The sequence below is a fragment of the Bradyrhizobium sp. CCGB20 genome (genome assembly GCF_024199855.1).
GTDB lineage: Bacteria > Pseudomonadota > Alphaproteobacteria > Rhizobiales > Xanthobacteraceae > Bradyrhizobium.
In genome coordinates, this window is the sequence record NZ_JANADN010000001.1 from 3,711,257 (window position 1) to 3,729,520 (window position 18,264).

General features: G+C 60.4%; 17 protein-coding genes. 10 read left to right on the forward strand and 7 right to left on the reverse strand.

Features of this window, described 5'->3' with window-relative positions; genetic code table 11:
• Nucleotides 1–814 precede the first annotated feature (814 nt).
• Nucleotides 815–2,128, reverse strand: coding sequence for a caspase family protein (locus tag NLM15_RS16860; RefSeq protein WP_256565449.1), 1,314 nt, complete (start codon nucleotides 2,126–2,128; stop codon nucleotides 815–817).
• Between the two features lie 7 nt (nucleotides 2,129–2,135).
• Nucleotides 2,136–3,044, reverse strand: coding sequence for a DUF4399 domain-containing protein (locus NLM15_RS16865; RefSeq protein ID WP_254118183.1), 909 nt, complete (start codon nucleotides 3,042–3,044; stop codon nucleotides 2,136–2,138).
• Nucleotides 3,045–3,300: 256 nt separating this feature from the next.
• On the opposite strand from NLM15_RS16865, the gene NLM15_RS16870 reads away from it, so the two are divergent.
• A complete protein-coding gene (locus NLM15_RS16870) occupies nucleotides 3,301–4,173 on the forward strand; it encodes a formylglycine-generating enzyme family protein (protein ID WP_254118184.1) in 873 nt (290 codons plus the stop codon).
• Between the two features lie 2 nt (nucleotides 4,174–4,175).
• Complete coding sequence (locus NLM15_RS16875; RefSeq protein ID WP_254118185.1) at nucleotides 4,176–4,607, forward strand: hypothetical protein; 432 nt, start codon at nucleotides 4,176–4,178, stop codon at nucleotides 4,605–4,607.
• A gap of 361 nt (nucleotides 4,608–4,968) precedes the next feature.
• Here the strand turns inward: NLM15_RS16875 and NLM15_RS16880 are convergent, their stop codons facing one another.
• Both NLM15_RS16880 and NLM15_RS16885 read right to left on the reverse strand, forming a co-directional pair.
• Nucleotides 4,969–5,202, reverse strand: coding sequence for a DUF6894 family protein (locus tag NLM15_RS16880; protein ID WP_254118186.1), 234 nt, complete (start codon nucleotides 5,200–5,202; stop codon nucleotides 4,969–4,971).
• A 1,062-nt stretch (nucleotides 5,203–6,264) separates the two neighbouring features.
• Nucleotides 6,265–6,666, reverse strand: a complete 402-nt coding sequence (locus NLM15_RS16885; protein WP_254118187.1) for a hypothetical protein — start codon at nucleotides 6,664–6,666, stop codon at nucleotides 6,265–6,267.
• Between the two features lie 811 nt (nucleotides 6,667–7,477).
• Between NLM15_RS16885 and NLM15_RS16890 the strand changes: the two genes are divergently transcribed.
• The 8 genes from NLM15_RS16890 (at nucleotide 7,478) to NLM15_RS16925 (ending at nucleotide 11,684) form a co-directional block, all read left to right on the forward strand.
• Complete coding sequence (locus NLM15_RS16890; RefSeq protein ID WP_254118188.1) at nucleotides 7,478–7,693, forward strand: hypothetical protein; 216 nt, start codon at nucleotides 7,478–7,480, stop codon at nucleotides 7,691–7,693.
• 168 nt (nucleotides 7,694–7,861) lie between these two features.
• Nucleotides 7,862–8,155: a hypothetical protein gene (locus tag NLM15_RS44040; protein ID WP_375166842.1), complete on the forward strand. Its 294-nt coding sequence runs from the start codon at nucleotides 7,862–7,864 to the stop codon at nucleotides 8,153–8,155.
• Between the two features lie 588 nt (nucleotides 8,156–8,743).
• On the forward strand, nucleotides 8,744–8,956 hold the full coding sequence (locus NLM15_RS16900) for a hypothetical protein (RefSeq protein WP_254118189.1): 213 nt from the start codon (nucleotides 8,744–8,746) through the stop codon (nucleotides 8,954–8,956).
• 26 nt (nucleotides 8,957–8,982) lie between these two features.
• Complete coding sequence (locus tag NLM15_RS16905) at nucleotides 8,983–9,195, forward strand: hypothetical protein (RefSeq protein ID WP_254118190.1); 213 nt, start codon at nucleotides 8,983–8,985, stop codon at nucleotides 9,193–9,195.
• 26 nt (nucleotides 9,196–9,221) lie between these two features.
• The gene (locus NLM15_RS16910; protein ID WP_254118191.1) at nucleotides 9,222–9,434 is read left to right on the forward strand and encodes a hypothetical protein; all 213 of its coding nucleotides are present in this window, start codon (nucleotides 9,222–9,224) and stop codon (nucleotides 9,432–9,434) included.
• 1,559 nt (nucleotides 9,435–10,993) lie between these two features.
• Nucleotides 10,994–11,206 (forward strand): hypothetical protein, encoded by a 213-nt coding sequence (locus NLM15_RS16915; protein WP_254118189.1) that lies wholly within the window; start codon nucleotides 10,994–10,996, stop codon nucleotides 11,204–11,206.
• Nucleotides 11,207–11,232: 26 nt separating this feature from the next.
• Nucleotides 11,233–11,445 (forward strand): hypothetical protein, encoded by a 213-nt coding sequence (locus tag NLM15_RS16920; protein ID WP_254118190.1) that lies wholly within the window; start codon nucleotides 11,233–11,235, stop codon nucleotides 11,443–11,445.
• Nucleotides 11,446–11,471: 26 nt separating this feature from the next.
• Nucleotides 11,472–11,684: a hypothetical protein gene (locus NLM15_RS16925; RefSeq protein ID WP_254118191.1), complete on the forward strand. Its 213-nt coding sequence runs from the start codon at nucleotides 11,472–11,474 to the stop codon at nucleotides 11,682–11,684.
• 117 nt (nucleotides 11,685–11,801) lie between these two features.
• Here the strand turns inward: NLM15_RS16925 and NLM15_RS16930 are convergent, their stop codons facing one another.
• Genes NLM15_RS16930 through NLM15_RS16940 form a run of 3 tightly spaced genes read right to left on the reverse strand, consistent with a single transcriptional unit; the run spans nucleotide 11,802 to nucleotide 18,185 of the window.
• Entirely contained in the window at nucleotides 11,802–14,705 is a 2,904-nt protein-coding gene (locus tag NLM15_RS16930) for an NHLP bacteriocin export ABC transporter permease/ATPase subunit (RefSeq protein ID WP_254118192.1), read from the reverse strand.
• On the reverse strand, nucleotides 14,702–16,924 hold the full coding sequence (locus tag NLM15_RS16935; RefSeq protein ID WP_375166843.1) for an NHLP family bacteriocin export ABC transporter peptidase/permease/ATPase subunit: 2,223 nt from the start codon (nucleotides 16,922–16,924) through the stop codon (nucleotides 14,702–14,704). Before NLM15_RS16935 ends, NLM15_RS16930 begins: the two co-directional genes overlap by 4 nt.
• Entirely contained in the window at nucleotides 16,917–18,185 is a 1,269-nt protein-coding gene (locus tag NLM15_RS16940; RefSeq protein WP_254118194.1) for an NHLP bacteriocin system secretion protein, read from the reverse strand. Before NLM15_RS16940 ends, NLM15_RS16935 begins: the two co-directional genes overlap by 8 nt.
• Between the last annotated feature and the right edge of the window lie 79 nt (nucleotides 18,186–18,264).

Below are 18,264 nucleotides of genomic sequence, written 5' to 3' on the forward strand. Positions count from 1 at the left end.
GTCGCCACCTGCTGGCAGGACGGCGATCACGATGATGACGATGCCTTCAGCTTTATAGTTGCCCCTTCGTTGCCAGAAGTGGCCATTCCCCGACATGCAGATCGAACAATGCTTGAGCCCGACTTAACCGCAACCTTACGCCGATGGACGATACGGATATGAGCACCGCGAATGGTCCGCCAGCTATGGGAAATTCTAATCCGAGTCATTTAACCTCCGAGGTTCAATGAAGAGTGACGGTTGTCTCTGGAACGTGCTTCCCAACACACGCTCAGGGATAGCCGATCCCAGGGGCAACGACCGTGATGCGCGTCACTGGAACTTCGACTGCATGACGAAGGTGCTCCATCACCGCGGCGAGTAACGTGGCACCGAAGATTGCGACAGCACGCCGGCGCAGGTTCTCAACCCCCTGGTCGATCTGCAGCGCGAGCTGAGGCGCGCCTACCTCTTCATCTCGCACGATCTCGGCGGGGTGCGTCACATTATGTGATTAGGATCACGGCCCTAGCGCGTGACTTGTAAGATTGTCGCGTCGATCAGTTGTTTTTCTGTTCTTCGAGGAGCGCACTATGAACGTCGTGATTAAAAGACTTGATGGCTTGTGGCACCTTATCGTCGGATCGTGCCGGCTCCGAACTCCGTTCCTGGCGATTCAGGACCGGGAGCTGGTCGTCACGTACGCCCGGCGAGCTTACCCTGGCGCCAAAGTCTTCGAGCGCGACTGATCTCGACGAGTTGGGCTGCGTCCCGGAGGCAGGGAAAATTTCAATCGAGAAATGTCATGGACACATCGTGAAGTGTCCAGACGAGATCAAGGAGCGAGGCTCTCGCGCAATCGGCGGAGCTGGGACCGGAGCCGCTCGCAGCCCAACTCCCTCTCGAGCTTGGTGATCGCCTCGACCGTAGGTTCAGCGCGCACGCTCTGCAATCGCGCCATGTCGCGGGTGCAAGCATCCTCGGAACGGACAGACTCATTCTGCGCCTGCTGCTTCGGAGCCGCTTGCGGCGCCGCATTTCCGCCAGGAGGCAGCGCGGTATTGCTGACAATACTCTCAAACAGACGCTGTACTTGTGGACGCAGCCGCTTGCAGGCGACCTCGCGTTGGAAGTTCGTGATCTCGTCCGGCGCAGGGGTGGCACGCAGACGCGCCAGCCTCGCTTCGTCGCGGACACAGGGGTCCGTGGTTTCGGGGGCCGGCTGTGCGGGAAGCGCCGCCTTGGGCAGTTCCGCCTTCACCGCCGGCGGCGCGCTTGGCGACGTCGGATTGACTCCGGCCGGCTTCGGCAAGGCCGGCGCCGAAACTGTTGGAGCGGCCAGGGGCGGGGATACCGGCGCTGCATTTGTCGCACCGAGCTGCGGCACCAGGGAGATGGTCGCGCCGCCGAGAGAGCCATAGATGAACGGCTCCTGCCGTCCACCGGTCATGGTGATAACCTCATCGCGCACGCGCCCAAGCGCGATCCGGATGTCGATACCGGGCTCGGCAAGGTGCCGGAGCAGCGCGGTTGCATAGGGACTATTCACGCCGTCGCCGTCATAGGAAATCGAGCCGGCCCTGGCGGCGAAGGCCACCAGCGTATCGGCACTGATTTCATCAAGCTTCGCAAGTCCGCCTCTGGTCGGCGAGCGGCTTGCGGACCGCAGCTTGGCCGCAAACGGGTTGTCGCGGCAGGCGTCGAGCAGTATCAAACGCAGGCGGCGTACCGGTTGCAGCGCCCAGATGATGCGATCGAGCGCGATAGCCTCATCGTCGACGTCGTAGTCGTGGCTCAGCCTGGCATCCATCGGGATCAGATAATTCATGCCGCCGATCTCGATGCCGTGGCCGGCGTAATAGACCACCGCCACATCGGCGTTCTCTGCAGTAATGAGAAACTCGCGCACAGTGCGCTTGAAGTCGACGACGCCGAGATCGCTGCGCGAAATGACGGTGTCGAAACCGATGGATTTGAACAGCGCGGCGATCGCTTTGGAGTCGTTGCCGGTATTGGACAGCGTCGGTGCGTTCGTATAGGCGGAGATTCCGACCACCAGCGCGACCCGACGCTCCGCTGCGGCCGCATCGGCGAAGATCGCGCTGACGATGAGGCAGAGGACGTAGATCAGGAGCCGGCGTGGTTTCATCGCTGCATCAATATCCGTAACTTCGCCAGGAGCGGTGGCGGTACTTTCGCTTTCTCGGCGGCTGGCCGCTCTCCGTCACCGTGACGTTGATGACTTCGGAGAACACCGCTGGATCGTGCGGCACGTGGGCATAATCGGCGAACAGCAGGCGCAGCTTGTGCTGGCCGATCGGGAGCGTGACCTTCGCTTCGGTCTGGCCTGCGCCGAAGTGCAGGTGGTTGAAGTCGTTCGGGATCGGTTGGTTGAGTGGAGGTAACTCGGCATCGACAATCAAATGATGATGGCCGGTGTTGGGTTTGTCGTAGCCCGCCGGCGCCACGCCCATGTTCAACAAGCCGAAGCGGATGACCGGGTTCGGAGAAATATAGGAGCCGTTCTTCGGATAGATGAAATAGACCTTAGCGTCCTTCGGCGAGGAACGACGTCCGCCAGCCGCCGGAGCTGCTTGAGTCACCGCGGGGCCAGTTTGGTCAGCCACTTTGACCTTGATCCGCTCGGAGATCACCGGCGGCGAATGCGGCACGTGATTTTTGTCGGCGAATACCAACTGCAACGTGTGCTCGCCGGGCGTCAGCGAAACTTCTGCCTCGGTCTGTCCCGCGCCGAAATGGAGGTGCTGGAAATCGTTTGGAATTTCGGCATTCAGCGCCGGCGTTGGCGAGTCGACGATCAAATGATGGTGACCGCTGTTGGCGCGATCCGAACCTGCGGGCGCAACGCCCATGCCACGCAGACCAAAATGGAGAGTGGTCTTGGTTGGCAGCGTGTCGCCATCCTTCAAGCCGATGAAATAGACGGCGGCCCCGGGTGGTGACGGCGTTGGTCCGCCCGTCTGGGCCTGGGCCTGTGCGGCGTGGCAGTGCATCAAACCGCCGATAATTGGAGCCAGAATCGATATCAGCAATCGTTGCATCATCGCAATCTTCCCAATGCATGGACCACAATCTGGACCGCAGAAGCCGCGGGAATCTGAAATAATTGCAAGCTTCGATAATATGCCCGTCCGGAAAAACGAACGAGGATAGAACGATATTCCTTTACCGACCAATGTAAACCCAAATCCCGCAGCGCGACCGGCGCCTTGCCGGTCGGGGCCGAATGAAGCATGCTATGGGACATTGAATGTGACGTGTGCATACTCCCGATCGTTCGAGCCGACCGGAGATCACAATATGAAATCCGCCGTCTTGTCTGTGATTTTTCTCACAGTGCTATTTGCAAGTGCTGCGGCAGGTGCCCAGCGAGGGCTGAGCAGCGGCCCGTCTGGCGACCAACCGTCCGTGCCATCCGGCACCAGAGTGGCTCAACAGCAGGGCGCCAGTCTGGATCCGGGAGAGCTGTTTCGCGATTGCGATAACTGCGCCGAGCTCGTGGTTGTGCCGCCGGGAGACTTCGTGATGGGATCCAATGACACGCCCTATGAGAAGCCCGAGCACCTGATCAGCATTCGCAAGCCCTTCGCCATCGGGCGCCGCGAGGTGACGTTCGCGGAGTGGGATCCGTGCGCCGATGCCGGCGTGTGCAAAGTGCGTCCCGAGGATCACGGCTGGGGCCGCGGCGACCGCCCAGTCATCAATGTGAGCTGGGAAGACGCCAAGCTGTATGTCGCCTGGCTGTCGCAGAGGACCGGACAGAAATACCGTCTGCCCAGCGAAGCGGAATGGGAGTATGCCGCGCGCGCGGGAACCAGAACGTCATTCTGGTGGGGCAAAGAGGCCGGCGCGGGTCATGCCCAGTGCGAGGGCTGTGGTAGTCCGATCAAGCAGCAGGTCGTGCCAGTGGGCTCGTTCCGGCCAAATGGCTTCGGGCTCTACGACACTTCCGGCAACGCTGCGGAATGGGTCGAGGATTGCTGGAACGATTCATATCGCAATGCGCCGAAGGACGCGTCGCCCTGGACGTCGGGCGACTGCCGTCTGCGGGTGCTGCGCGGGGGGAACTTCCTCAGCAAGGCCAGCGACGTCAGATCTTCGGCGAGGTTTCGCTACGACGTCGACGTGCGTTACTACGCCAACGGCTTTCGCGTCGTGCGGGAGTTGCAGTAGTCATGCCGTGCGCGGAAACGATACGCGCGATCGTCGTGGCGATATTTGTGTTGTTTGCCGCAGCCCCTGCCGCTCGGGCGCAGTCCTACTCTGCCAGCGGGCAAATCGGCTATCTGCACGAATGGGAGATAACGGGAAATCTCGCGAAAACCGTTACGCGTCTAGGTGCAGAATATTCAGGGACGGTCACGCTGCGCCACGTCGGCCTGTGCAGCGTCAATGGCGTAGAGCAAAAGCAGGCGCATATGCAGCTGAAAGTGTCGTCCGGGCGGCTGGAAGGCATGTTGATCAAGGACGAGGATCAATGCCGCATCGTGGCATCTGGATCATCAGGCTCGGGACTGTTGATCTGCGGCAGCGCACAAGGCGTTCCGATCAATCTTCTGATCGGCAAAGCGGTTGAGACCGAGGCGGCTGATCGCGCGCGACTTTAGAGCGCCGCGATTTCGAAGTGCTGCTTGCTCGCCGCGCGACGGCCAGCGACTACTATGATGCCGGCGCCGCGACGACACACCCGCACCTGCGGCCGCGACTGGCTCGGCTGCTCCGCCTCATCCGCAAGCTCGATTAGAGAGGCGCAGCACGACTCTCGGAGGCAAGAGCTTTAGGTGGTCCTTCCCAAATGTACCGTTTGGAGTCGCAGGCTGTTCGTGAGATTGGGTCCAGGCTGCGACGGGAGTGCCGTTGGGCGAGAATCGCTCCGGCGAAGGCACGCCGGATGATTGCTGTCGTGATCGCATTCACCCCCTTACGAAGAAGTATGAATGATGGCAGCCCCGACGACATGGCATTCTCTCAGTGCGGCCTGCCGAGCACGAATGCGAACGGCAGAACGAAAATCTCGTCCCCAGCCTCATCGCTGACATGCAGGGCCCACTGACGCCAATCTTCCAGGTTGGCAGCTACGACGAAGGAGCGCACCCTGCGGGTGGCTTCCTCGCACGCCTCGATCAGGTCGGATACGAATGTACCGCGACGATCCATCAGTACTCCCTTCGCGTTCGAGCAGTGGAAATAGACCTGAGTCATGTACGCCTCCTTGGAACATCCGGGCGGGCAAGCCCGACCCTGCATGTCGGAGTCATACTAGGCCGCAAGACGGATTGTCCGTGATCCTCCGCACATGGTGCGGTTTGGTAGCCCCGCGCGCCGTGATCGGGCGCACCACGCATCCACGGACAAGGCATGGATCCAACGCCAGCGTCAGGGCGATGGCGGGCGTCAGCCGTGCCTGCTCGGTTAGCAGCCGAAACCGCCGCGGCAGCTGTCTATCGTACCTGCATTCGGTCGGGCTCGGCCCGCCCCGCCGCCGCCCGAAGCGGGCACACCGCCGGTAGAGATAGAAACAGAACGCGGCATCATCTTGCAGTGCTTGCAAACGCGATACAGGGAGGAGGAGGCCCGGAAGCCTGTCTATTGATAGTGGCGGGGCTGAATTGCCCCCGCCTTTGCCCCACAGAGGGCCGTACGAGCATTCTATATTGATCGGCTAGTCTAGGTCGGCATTCCGCGGCCATAAATGGAACCCACTGCCACTTCTGAGTGATGCAGCGGTGGCTTCAGGGTGGTTATGAACGCCACAAAGCACAGCGCTCCGATCGCGAAGACGATAAGACTAAAAATGTGGTTCAGGTTCATCTGTGTTCCTCGCCGCCGTTTCGTTTTGGGGCCGCATCATGCAGCCATGAGCCGGATGATGAAGAGATCGACTCGAATCTTCCGTGACGGCGCTCACAATGTAGAGAATTGCCTCCTCTGCCTGCCCCTGAGTTACGCAGCGGCATTCTCCCAGCTATCTTCGCGATGGTGGCGCGGCCGCATGCCGTGGCGGACTGGATAGCGTCGTATGACATTCTTGGCCGTCAGCATGCGGGAAATGCCGTGTTGCGCTCGACATCGGCGGCCCTCTGCCCCGGTCTTGGCCTACCCTTGCGCCTCCTGGCGGCGGCGGTCTTCGTTGCGTGCGATGGCCGCGAGCATGTCGAGCAGCATTCCGTTGATGGCATCGAACACGCGGGCCGCGAGCGCCGCCCGTGATTTCCGTCACAGATGGAAAAGACACCCTCCAGTATGGTTCGAGCCACATGTTGTTCATTGCAACCCCCGAGGAGGGAAATCATGAGTGGAATGCGTGAACTGATCGATACGGAACTCGACGCCGTGAGCGGAGGACATCACGGGCATCATCATGGGCATCATGGACATCATGGGCATCACGGGCTCTTCAGCTTCGGCAATTTCGGTAATTTCGGCAATATCGTCATAGAGCAGAATATTGCTGTGCAGATCGGCATAGCTATCGGCAATAACGCCAGCGTCACACAGCAGCTCGGCCAGCTGAACTTCAGCTCCATCCACTAAATTGCGGATGCCCGAACGCTCCTTGCCCGCTCCCGAAGGGGGCGGAGACGAATTCAATCGAGAATTCTCTTGGACACGGGCACCGTCGCTCAACGCGCTCGGGAAGGCTCTCGACACGGTGTCGATACCCAACGAGCGTACCTGTTGCTCATCTCCACCGCGCGGAAGTTCGTGTCCATTCCGATCGCCTGACCGCCCAAGCCAGCGGCGGATAGCCATTCGTACGACACAATGATCACTTGCTTCGGTCGCTGGCGGAGGGCCGGCGAGCGGAGCCATATCATGGACGCGCTTGCAGGAGTCATGCGGTCGTTGAGGCCAACGGCCTGCCGATCCGGCTCGCGGTGACGCCTGCGAGGACCCGCTTGTCGGGAAGCTCTTGTCTCGCCTGAGCGCTGGGTCAGTATTGCCTATCGACCGTGGCTGCGACGCCGATTTGGATCGGAGAACTCGCAATCAGGAAGAGCGCCTGGGCAACATCCGGCCGAACAACAACCTCAATAAACCAATCTGTCTTTAGCCCTTACCCTCTACCGAACTCGCAATGTCGTTGAACGCATCTTCAACAGAATCAAGCAACGTTCAGGCGCGCAACGCCCTACGACGAGGTTGCGGCTACCCAGCTCGCGTTCGTTCGGCTTGCGCCAAACAGGCGTTGGCTCCGCGCTTAATCCTTGCACGTTGTGCCTAAGACAGCGAGATTCGTTTGAGGGCATGCGAGAGTCCATGCCGCATGAATCAGAAGGGACGTGGGAAAAAAAAGTCGCGCATGGCGTGGATTCAACGGGGCGTCATATCGTAGCCAAAGCTGACTGCCGTTGCGAGGCGCCCGTGATTTCTGTCACAGATCGAAAAACCATCCTCCAGTATCAATACGCGTAGTGAGGCACCGGCTTGCTTTGAGCCAGATGTGTTGTTCACCCGAACCCCTGAGGAGGGAATCATGAGTGAAGTGCGCGAACTGATCGATATGGAACTCGACGCCGTGTCTGGTGGGGGGCTCTTCGACGTGAGCAACTTGTCCGGCAATATCGTCGTACAGCCGCAGATTGCTACGCAGGTTGGTGTTGCCGTCGGCGGCTTCAGTGTCTTCGGCAATGGCGGTAGCGCAAACCTCACGCAGCTGCTCGCTCAGGCGAATGTCAGCTCGATCGGCTAAGTCGTAGATGCCCGCGCACTCCTTGGCTGCTCCCGGGAGTGTGCGGGTACACCTCAATCAGGTAACCGTGCCCGTTGCAAGGCGTTCCGCCATCGGCTGAACGCCGTTGCGGCTACCAGGGTCGATCAATCGCGCAACGCAAGCCGGACACATCCGCTGCCAGGTCTCATGACCAGCCGATCCGGGAATGGCTTCAGCCAGCGTTCGAGCTCGTCTCTCCATTCCACCATGATCAGCTCTCCAAGATCCGACATCCATGAATCATTGAAAAATCGATTCGAGAATCCCTTCGCGATCGCCAACCAACAATCTGCCAAAGTAGTGTTAGGCCGTGAGCTCATAAAGCCGGTGGCTTGGCGTACCGAAATCGATGTCCGTCTTGCTCCTAAAGCGACGCGGTTGCTGCGCGGCCGCGAAATGGCGCAGCGGGCGGCGGCGACAGCAATGTGCGATACGACGTGAACCGCCCCATCCGATAATTTCGCTGAAATTGTTCGCGCTAGCCTGCGAGGATCACGACCTCCACAGGTCGATGTCCCGCATTTGCTGTCACAACTAAGCAGGTACTGCTGCGGTGGACACGGCGCCGATTGGCTCGGAGAACTCGCCATCAGGAATGGCTCCTGGGCCGACATCCCTGCGAAAGTCGTCCATGCATCTACCGAACCCGCAATATCGTTGAACGCGTCTTCAACGGGACCCAGCAATGCCGTCGGGCGCGCAACGCGCTACGACAATCCAGCGGTCAACTGCCTCGCATACGTTCAGCTCGCGTCAGATGAGCGTCGGCTTCGCGCCAATGCGTCTGCAACTCCGGATGATAGAGGAGCAAAAGCGCCGTGGGCGCAAGAGTCGCGCGCACATTCAGCGCAAATCCAGCGGGTGATAAATCCGACGGGTGATATCGCAGCCAAGGCTGACGATCACTGTGGAGCGTGCGTGATTCGTCTCACAGATAGAAGCGCCACCCTCCGGTAAGAACACGGGCAGTGAGGCGCTGGTTTGGTTTGAGCCAGATGCCGTTCACAGCAACCACTGATGAGGGAAGTCATGATTGAAGCGTGTGAACTGATCGACATGGAACTCGATGCCGTGTGTGGCGGGTTCTTCGACCTGAGCAATCTGTCCAACAACATCGTCGCTCAGGCGAACAATGCGACGCAGGTTGGTGTGGCTCAGGGCGGCTCCAGCGTCTTCGGTGCCGGTGGTGCCGCGGCCGTCACGCAGCTGCTCGCGCAGGCGAACACCAGCTCGATCGGCTAAGCCACAAACATCTGAGGAGGGAAGTCATGATTGAAGCGTGTGAACTGATCGATATGGAGCTCGATGCCGTGTGTGGCGGGTTCTTCGACCTGAGCAATCTGTCCAACAACATCGTCGCTCAGGCGAACACTGCGACCCAGGTTGGTGTGGCTCAGGGCGGCTCCAGCGTCTTCGGTGCCGGTGGCGCCGCGGCCGTCACGCAGCTGCTCGCGCAGTCGAACACCAGCTCGATCGGCTAAGCAACGAATACCCAAGGAGAGAAGTCATGATTGAAGCGTGTGAATTGATCGATATGGAACTCGATGCCGTGTGTGGCGGGTTCTTCGACCTGAGCAATCTGTCCAACAACATCGTCGCTCAGGCGAACAATGCGACGCAGGTTGGTGTGGCTCAGGGCGGCTCCAGCGTCTTCGGTGCCGGTGGTGCCGCGGCCGTCACGCAGCTGCTCGCGCAGTCGAACTCCAGCTCGATCGGCTAAGTCAGCGATGCCCGCACACTCCCTGGCGGCTCCCGGGAGTGTGCGGGTACTCATCTCAACCGAGAAGTGTCATGGACACAAGCACCCCTGACAACGCGAGCGTTGGATCTGGCAGAGCTGCAAGATGCGCAGTTTGTGATGGCAAGTTTGGGCTAGTCCGGCACTACTCGTGGCGAACCCCTCTCTGTTCCAAGAAGTGCGTCGATCGCTGCAGAGCTCGCCGGGCAAGTGATGGCAGTTGGCTATCCTGGCTGATCGCTTTGGACCAGGTGCCGGAGAACCGAGCGAGGGCTTGATGACGTCCCAGATTTCACAACGAGGCAAGGAATACTTAATAGTAGCGCAGAGCTTGCTCCGCGCTGTCCAAACTATGACCGACCGAGCGATTGCGGGCCAGCTCAAGGCTCTCGCCGACGACTACGAGCGGCGAGCCGAGAAGGCGTCGCATGCTGATGCGGACAGAGCAACTGCGCGACCGGCCGCCGGTGCTGAACGCGAGTGACGTACATGGCCTGATGGACATGTTCGCAGCCACTTTGCGGAAGAAATGGGACCGAGGCCTTAAGTCGCGATAGTGTTCCGAACCCAAGACCGCTCGGGTGAGCCTTGGCCGGCAGCGCGCTTGGGAAATCCGAGTCTGATTGCGACCCTGGCCTTTAGGCGCGGCATGAAAGCCAGCGGAGTAGCGCCGCAACGGCAGCGGCAAGAGCATGCAACGCGCTGAACCTATCCAGGTTGATCGCTGCGTGTGAGCAGCTCCGTTCCGTGTCCTGTACCTGCCTCAAACCCGGCGATGTTCCCAATCGCGAATAGTTGGATGATGCCGACGACCGGTGTGAGGATTCTCTCCGTGACCTGAAACGAGAACCCACGGTTCTTACGCTCTGGCTTTCTATCGGCCGCGTGCGGCGCTGGACGCGATCGCGGACGCGCCGCGCATGCGCGACCTGAGCTGCAAGACTTGGAGCGGGCGTTAACGCGGTCACGATTGCCAGCCTCGGGAGCTTGGTGCTGCCCGCCCTCAGCCATCCCGACCTAGCTTACCGGTTTGTTCTCGAGTACGTCGTGCTCACGGTCGGGGTGCTCGCTCAGACCGATGACGGCATGCGGCTGGTGTCGCGGCTGGTCCAAGTGGGCTCGTGCCATGACAGGAGCGACGCTCGAAGGAAAGTCTTCTTGCGAGCCTCGGTGGTGTGTCGCCCAAGAAGCTGGCGCGAGGGTGCGGCCCGTCAGTGGGGCATTTCTCATCGCTTCCAGATGCGGCGGAGGAGTGCAGCTTCAGCTCAGATGAGCGTCGGCTCCGCACCAATGCGTCTGCATCTCCGGATGATAGAGGAGCAGAAGCGACGTGGGCGCAAAAGTCGCGCGCACATTCAGCGCAAATCCAGCGGGTGATAAATCCGACGGGTGATATCGCAGCCAAGGCTGACGATCACTGTGGAGCGTGCGTGATTCGTCTCACAGATAGAAGCGCCACCCTCCGGTAAGAACACGGGCAGTGAGGCGCTGGTTTGGTTTGAGCCAGATGCCGTTCACAGCAACCACTGATGAGGGAAGTCATGATTGAAGCGTGTGAACTGATCGACATGGAACTCGATGCCGTGTGTGGCGGGTTCTTCGACCTGAGCAATCTGTCCAACAACATCGTCGCTCAGGCGAACAATGCGACGCAGGTTGGTGTGGCTCAGGGCGGCTCCAGCGTCTTCGGTGCCGGTGGTGCCGCGGCCGTCACGCAGCTGCTCGCGCAGGCGAACACCAGCTCGATCGGCTAAGCCACAAACATCTGAGGAGGGAAGTCATGATTGAAGCGTGTGAACTGATCGATATGGAGCTCGATGCCGTGTGTGGCGGGTTCTTCGACCTGAGCAATCTGTCCAACAACATCGTCGCTCAGGCGAACACTGCGACCCAGGTTGGTGTGGCTCAGGGCGGCTCCAGCGTCTTCGGTGCCGGTGGCGCCGCGGCCGTCACGCAGCTGCTCGCGCAGTCGAACACCAGCTCGATCGGCTAAGCAACGAATACCCAAGGAGAGAAGTCATGATTGAAGCGTGTGAATTGATCGATATGGAACTCGATGCCGTGTGTGGCGGGTTCTTCGACCTGAGCAATCTGTCCAACAACATCGTCGCTCAGGCGAACAATGCGACGCAGGTTGGTGTGGCTCAGGGCGGCTCCAGCGTCTTCGGTGCCGGTGGTGCCGCGGCCGTCACGCAGCTGCTCGCGCAGTCGAACTCCAGCTCGATCGGCTAAGTCAGCGATGCCCGCACACTCCCTGGCGGCTCCCGGGAGCGTGCGGGTACTCATTTCAATCGAGACGCAATCAACTACGGGAAGGCGTCTCGACACGGTGTCGACGCCCAACGAGCGCTAGCGATGAGCCGGCTCAAGTAGCTGCCGCTCGGCAAAATCCGCAAACGGCCCCGGCTCGCTCATGAGTTCTGCATAGCTTCCCGCTTGCACGACTTTGCCGCGCAAGAGCATTACAATGCGATCAGCATTGCGCACGGTGCTGAGACGATGCGCAATCACAATCCGGGTGATGCTCAATCGTTCCAGCGAGGTGCCGACGATGCTTTGGGTTTGGTTGTCGAGCGCGCTGGTTGCTTCATCAAACAGAAGAATCCGTGGTGAGCGCGCAAGCGCGCGGGCAATCAATAGTCGCTGCCGTTGACCGCCTGACAGCGTGCTCACGCCTTCCGCAACCAGCGTATGCATGCCCATCGGCATCTGCGCGATGTCGGCATCCAGCGCCGCCAGTCGGGCGGCCTCCCAGGCCTTCTCCAGCGGCAGATCAACGCCACCGCAAATGTTGTCGTAAAGGCTTCCGGTTGCGAGCTTGGTATCTTGCAGCACTACGCCAAGCTGCCGGCGCACGGCGCTGATATCGAGCGTGTTGAGCGCCTTGCCGTCGTAGAACACTGTGCCGGCCTCCGCCCGCTCAAAACCGAGCAGCAAACGAAAGAGCGACGATTTACCGCTACCTGAGGGACCGACGATTGCGACGTAGTCACCCGTCGCAACGCTTAAGCTGATGTCATCCAGGACCTTCGGTCCACCTTTCATATAGCGGAAGACGATGCCGGAAAGTTCGAGCTCTCCGGATAGCTCTCCGGGCGATCGCCGTTCCTCAGAGATCTCGGCAGGGGTGGAGATCACGGGCTTCAGGCGGCTGAGGTGAGGAATCGCCACCAGTGATTCACTGACGCTCGAGGCCCAACTGCCGATCGCGGCCGTGGTCTGTCCGAACGCTGCCAGAAAGCCGAGAAAGGCGCCGAGATCGAGCAGGATGCGACTGTTGGTGTAGGAGGCAAGCGCAAAGATGGTCAATGTCGCCAGCATCGGAAAGGCGGTATCAAAGGTACTCAGCGCGTTGGCCGCTCGCTGCGAGGCGATGAAGTAGCGCCTCTGTACGGCAAATTGTTGCGACCATCGCGCTAGCGCGCGCGCCGTTGCGCCTGCCACGCGCAGCTTGCCGACTCCCGCAATCAATTGCAGCACAAAGCCGCTGGCCTTGCCTTGCAGGTTGAATTGCTTGGTTTCGTAGTAGAGTCGCACGGCGCTCGTGGCAAGAATTGCAACCGCTCTAATCGCCGTGAGCAGCAGTGCAATGCCGCCGAGTCGGAGGTCATAGTAGAGCATCAGCCCAATGCTGAAGAGACAAAAGAACGCGGATGTAAAGCCGCCCAGAACACGCCCCGTGAAGATCCGGCGAGTGGCGTCGATGCCCATGGCGCGATCGACCAGGTCACCGCTTGTGTATTCGCGAAACAGAGAGGTGGGGAGGCGAAGCAGTCGGTCGATCAGCGCGGCCTGCAGCTTATAGTCGAGCAGACCTTCGAGCCTCAACGTGACCCGTCCTTGCATCATCTGCAGACTGGCCATCGCTACGGCGGTGACCGTCAGTGCAAGCGCACAGACAACAAGCTGATCGATCTCGGTGCGCGGGATAACCGAATTGACCAGGACGTTGGTGATCAGTGGCGGCATCAGCGACAGGAGCCCGATTGCCATAACAGCCAACGCGATGCGCACGATGTTGCCGGAAACACCTCGCATCGCAAAGGCAAGCAGATCGCGATATTGGAGCGGGCGGGACGGCAACGCCGGATAGAAAGTGATGGCCTCCGGTTTGAGCTCGCCGGCAACGGAGCGATCGACCGGGCGGCGTCTTCCGCCCTTTGGGTCGAACATCGTGTAGGTATTTGCTCGATTGCGCACCAGAGCCACTGGACTGCGTTCGTCTCCGTGGCAGCCGAGGAGCGGTCCAGCATCGGTCTTCCACCAGACATCGCGCAGGAGCACACGGCGGATCCGCAATTGGGCTGTGCGAGCGATCTCCAGAATTTCGCTGAAGGCCTGTCTTGTGGGTTGAGCGCGCTGCAAAAGCGTAACTGGTACTCCCAGTTCTTCTCCGACAGCGCGGCAACTGCAAAGCAGCGGATCTGTCGGATCCCATTCAGATTGCGCGCGATCGGCTTTTCTGACCACGACATCGGAGAGCCGCTCAAACGAGTCGAGCGTTTGCGACGCAATGAGTTCGCCGCGCCGGACCAGGCGCTCCCGCTCTCGAATGACGCCCTCTGCCAGGTTGCGCTCGAGATGGGCAATAACCGTCACCTGGAATCGATCAATCGCGGACCAGAGAACCAGGGCATCTGGTGGGTTCGGGTCGAGACGCAATTTGCACCCGTGCTCGCCGGCTGCCACCCACAGCCCACCGGTCAAGGGGGAGGGGGGCTGCCCGGGAGCGATGCTCGAGCCGAGGTTCATGACCTTTGCTGTTCCGGCTTCGAGGTGTGCCCACAGGAGTTCCCGCATCGGACCGCGACGGCGTTCGTCCGGGTGCAGTTCGATCGCCTCACCGCTCACCAGCTCGGAAACGGCTTCGTTTGCCGACGAGCGGACCATGAACGTTGCCAATTGGGCAATCCAGCCAGACACAGGACCAAAGGACGCTGCACTACGCGGAACCTCCAAAAGCGCAGTCCCAGGGGGGCCGACGGCGATGATTTGCAGTCGGCTGCCCGAGGTTTCGCAGGCATTGTGCAGGTCCAGAATGCATTCGCCGTTTTCGACACGAAATAAATGCTGGCGCGTGCCCGTCGGCTGAACTGCAAACAAATCGACGTGACCAGCTGCCACTTGAAGTACGTGTTCGTGGTCGCTGAGAAGCAGCGGGCGACGCGCATCGAGCGCAGTCCGCTGTAGCAGACCGATCGGCGCCTCGCGTTGATGGCCGACGAAATCCTCGCTGGCAAATCGATCCGTCATTCGCGCGCCACCAGTTTGGCATAGGAGGCCTGAAGCGCAACAAGCTCTTCATGCGTGCCGCGTTCAACGATGCGACCGCGTTCGAGCACGATGATTTCGTCGCAATCGCGGATCGTGCTCAAGCGGTGGGCGATGATGATGCAGCTGCAGCCTCGGCGCCGCAGGTTGTCGTCGATGGATTTTTCCGTGATCGGATCAAGTGCAGCCGTCGCTTCATCCAGGACAAGGATAGAGGGATTGCAAACCAGAGCTCGGGCGATTTCGATGCGCTGACGCTGACCGCCGCTGAAGTTCGTACCGCCCTCATTGACGTGGCAGTCATAATTGCCTGGTCTGGTCGCAAGGTCTTGATGGATCAGCGCGTCCTTGGCCGCCGTCAGCAGGTGGCGCTCATCGGTCGTTGAATCCCAGAGCGTCAAATTGTCTCGCGCGGTTCCCTCGAACAGGAAGACGTCCTGGTCGACATAGGCGACGGAGTTCGCAAAAATGTCCGCAGGGATATCCGTCAGCTTGCAGCCATCAAAACGAATCTCGCCGGACCAGGGTTTGTACAATCCGCAGATCAGTTTACCGAGGGTTGATTTGCCGCTGCCCGACGCGCCAACGAGTGCCACGCGTGAACCGGCTGGGATCACCAGCGAAAGATCCGCCAAAAGCGGCGGTTCGAGCACCGAATAGCCGAAGTTGATGTTGTGAAGTTCGAGTCGGCCGGTAAGCTTCGGCGGTAGGGCACCCGCATGTGTCGGCGGTTGCGGCGCTAGCGGGTATCGGTAGACATCCTCGAGCCGTTCGAGCGCTCCCTTGATGGTTTGCAGGCCACCGAAATAGTTCACGAGGTTGGCGAAAGGCTCGGAGAAACTCAATGCCAAGGATTGGAAGGCCACGAGGCTTCCCAGTGTCAGGGAGCCCTGGATGACCCGCAAGCCTCCGACACCAAGTATCGCTGCGATCATGAGGCCCGTGAGCAGGGTCGGGACCATGTCCAATATGATGGCAGAGGCGCCGATCCGCTGTTCGGCGTTGAGAGTTTTGGCTTGAAGACCGGCCCACCGGCCGAAGGCGTCGTCTTCCAAACCACTTGCCTTGATGGTTTCGATCGTCCGCACCATGCTCACGGTCGCCCCGAGCAGCTTTCCCTGATCGAGCGCCAGCCGATAGCTCAGTTCCTGGCGGCGTGAAGCGACGAGCCGCAAGAGAAGAACATTTATCAAAGAGATCGTGACGCAAAGCGCGGTCAGGCCAACGTCGTAGACGGCCATGGCCGCGGCGAACAAGACCACCGACATCAGGCTGAGCGCATTGGCGGCAATGCCGCTTGAAAGCAGCCGGGCGATCTGTTCGTTGGCTGAAATACGGCTTGCAATGTCGCCGGCGTGGCGTTGGGTGAAAAATTCCAGCGGCAGCGTCATGAGGCGCCACAGAAAGCGGCTGGTCATCACGACGGCGAGTTTGGTCTGCAGCCGCAAGAGCAACGATTGGCGTATGGTGGTCAGAACGGCCCGCAAGGCAGCCGTCAGCGCCATGCCGATCAGGAGCGGCGCAAGCCAGCTGCGCGTGTGCTGGATCAAAATTTCATCAACAAAGATTTTTGAGAATCCTGCGGCAACAATATTGGGCAGAGCCGCGGCGATGCTGACAACAACTAGCAGGGCCACCGCCTCCTTTGATTGGCGCAGCTCCCGCATGAGCAGGCTAATGCCCTTTGGCTTGCTGCCAACCTTCTCGAACTTTTCGCCCCGTTCAAACGCCAGGACGACGCCCGTGAAGGCGAGGTCAAGCTCGCCCAGATCTATCCGTCGACGCCCGCTCGCGGGGTCATTTATGTAGGCGCGCTTTCTGTCAATTCCTTCGAGCACCACGAAATGGTTGAAGTTCCAGTGAATGATGCAAGGCGTTGGGATCTCGGCAAGTGCCGGAGGTTCGACGCTGTAGCCCTTCGCCGTCAGCCCGTATCGGCGGGCCGCTCTGATGATGTTGCTCGCCTTGCTGCCGTCGCGCGATACGCCGCATGCGACACGGAGCTGCTCCAACGGAATCCACGCACCGTGATAACCGAGAATGATGCCAAGCGCTGCCGCACCGCATTCGACGGCTTCCATCTGCAGTATGATGGGTGTCCGCCGCGTGCGTCGGCGCGGCAACCAGCTCGCCATGCGGCTGACGTAAGATTGGGGCCGGCCGCGTGCGTTGGTTGGCTGGTTTGGAGAAGGCTTATCCATCAATTCCCGTGAGGTGCTTGAGCAGGGGTATCACCAGATCGAGGGGGCGCCGCCGTCGGGTTGTGATCTCGGCCCGCGCCAACGTTCCGCTCGTGAGATGAATGTTCGGCCCCTCGCCAACGGCCCATCGATATCCGGTTGCAGTGGAGGCGTCTTCATCGAGCGCAACCATCGCGGCGTAAGGTGCACCGTCGCGCGAGAAACGTGAAACCAGGCTTTCGTTATGCAGCAGCGCGCCCATGCCTTGCGGTGTCATCGGGAAATCAGAGATGCTGACCACGTTGCCTAGCATCATGCCAAATTCCTCGCGCTTCACCGTGCTCGGCTCGAGTTGCACCTGCATGCCAGGCTTGATCTGCTTGCCCCGTTCGGCAGGAACATAGACGACGGCTTGGAGCTTGGCGCCTTCGCTTTCGATCGCAATCACCGGTGTGCCGATGGCTAGCACCGAACCGGGCGAAATCTTCACTTCCAAAACCCGCCCGTCCATCGGGCTCATCACTTGCGTGTTCTGGCTCAGCTGTTCGGCGGAGGCATTCATTTGCCGCCGGGCCTCGTTGAGGGCAAACTCGGACTGCTGAATTTCACGGCCGCGCTCCGTTTCCAGATCCGTCTTCTGCGACCGCAACTTCAGAATCTCGTTTTGGGCGTCAGTACGGCGCTGTTGCGCGTCGGCCAGCTCCTGGCGTCGCTCTTCCAGATTGCGCCGCGTCGTGTATCCTTTGGCCAGCAAATCCTCCAGGTTTTTGACGTCGACGGTGAGATACTCGATACGCTGGCTCGTTGCCTTGATCACCTGTTGCAGGGCGATTTCAAGTTTTGCAAAGTTCTGGCTTTTGGCGGCGAGCTCGCTTGCAGCCTTCGACACCCGATCGGCATGCTCCCGCTGGCGTTCTTGAAAGACCTCGGTGGCTGCGTTGTGCTTTTGCTGGATCTCGGTTTGAACGATCTGGGCGATGGGTTGGTCCTTGTTGACGTGATCGCCCACCGTCACTGCGACCGACTGTAGCCGTCCAGCGGCGGCGGATACGGCGTCGACGACCTTGCCGCCACTGCCGATCAGGATTCCTTCGCCCGAGACGCGCGTGGGCACGCGCCCGAAGATGCCCCACAGCACGGCCGCCACAAGTGCAATGCACAGCACAAGGGTGAGAATCCAGTCAGCGGGCTTGGTGATGACAACGAGATGATCGAGCTGCTCGGGAGACGCAGCCCGGTCAAGGGCCGCGGCGCGAAACGCCCGTTGCGGCCCGTCGGTCATGCTCCTATGCTCCGGCTGTGGGAGCGGTTCAGACGCCGACATGTCTGCACGCAAAGCAAGTGTGAACTGAAGCCGACGA

Excerpts from the sequence above, each read along its gene's own strand:
- NLM15_RS44040 (WP_375166842.1), top strand. The coding sequence starts at position 7,862 with ATGACCAGCCGATCCGGGAATGGCTTCAGCCAGCGTTCGAGCTCGTCT.
- NLM15_RS16875 (WP_254118185.1), top strand. The coding sequence starts at position 4,176 with ATGCCGTGCGCGGAAACGATACGCGCGATCGTCGTGGCGATATTTGTG.
- NLM15_RS16935 (WP_375166843.1), bottom strand. The coding sequence starts at position 16,924 with ATGGATAAGCCTTCTCCAAACCAGCCAACCAACGCACGCGGCCGGCCC.
- NLM15_RS16860 (WP_256565449.1), bottom strand. The coding sequence starts at position 2,128 with ATGAAACCACGCCGGCTCCTGATCTACGTCCTCTGCCTCATCGTCAGC.
- NLM15_RS16910 (WP_254118191.1), top strand. The coding sequence starts at position 9,222 with ATGATTGAAGCGTGTGAATTGATCGATATGGAACTCGATGCCGTGTGT.
- NLM15_RS16870 (WP_254118184.1), top strand. The coding sequence starts at position 3,301 with ATGAAATCCGCCGTCTTGTCTGTGATTTTTCTCACAGTGCTATTTGCA.
- NLM15_RS16925 (WP_254118191.1), top strand. The coding sequence starts at position 11,472 with ATGATTGAAGCGTGTGAATTGATCGATATGGAACTCGATGCCGTGTGT.
- NLM15_RS16915 (WP_254118189.1), top strand. The coding sequence starts at position 10,994 with ATGATTGAAGCGTGTGAACTGATCGACATGGAACTCGATGCCGTGTGT.
- NLM15_RS16865 (WP_254118183.1), bottom strand. The coding sequence starts at position 3,044 with ATGATGCAACGATTGCTGATATCGATTCTGGCTCCAATTATCGGCGGT.
- NLM15_RS16880 (WP_254118186.1), bottom strand. The coding sequence starts at position 5,202 with ATGACTCAGGTCTATTTCCACTGCTCGAACGCGAAGGGAGTACTGATG.
- NLM15_RS16905 (WP_254118190.1), top strand. The coding sequence starts at position 8,983 with ATGATTGAAGCGTGTGAACTGATCGATATGGAGCTCGATGCCGTGTGT.
- NLM15_RS16930 (WP_254118192.1), bottom strand. The coding sequence starts at position 14,705 with ATGACGGATCGATTTGCCAGCGAGGATTTCGTCGGCCATCAACGCGAG.
- NLM15_RS16940 (WP_254118194.1), bottom strand. The coding sequence starts at position 18,185 with ATGACCGACGGGCCGCAACGGGCGTTTCGCGCCGCGGCCCTTGACCGG.
- NLM15_RS16920 (WP_254118190.1), top strand. The coding sequence starts at position 11,233 with ATGATTGAAGCGTGTGAACTGATCGATATGGAGCTCGATGCCGTGTGT.
- NLM15_RS16900 (WP_254118189.1), top strand. The coding sequence starts at position 8,744 with ATGATTGAAGCGTGTGAACTGATCGACATGGAACTCGATGCCGTGTGT.
- NLM15_RS16890 (WP_254118188.1), top strand. The coding sequence starts at position 7,478 with ATGAGTGAAGTGCGCGAACTGATCGATATGGAACTCGACGCCGTGTCT.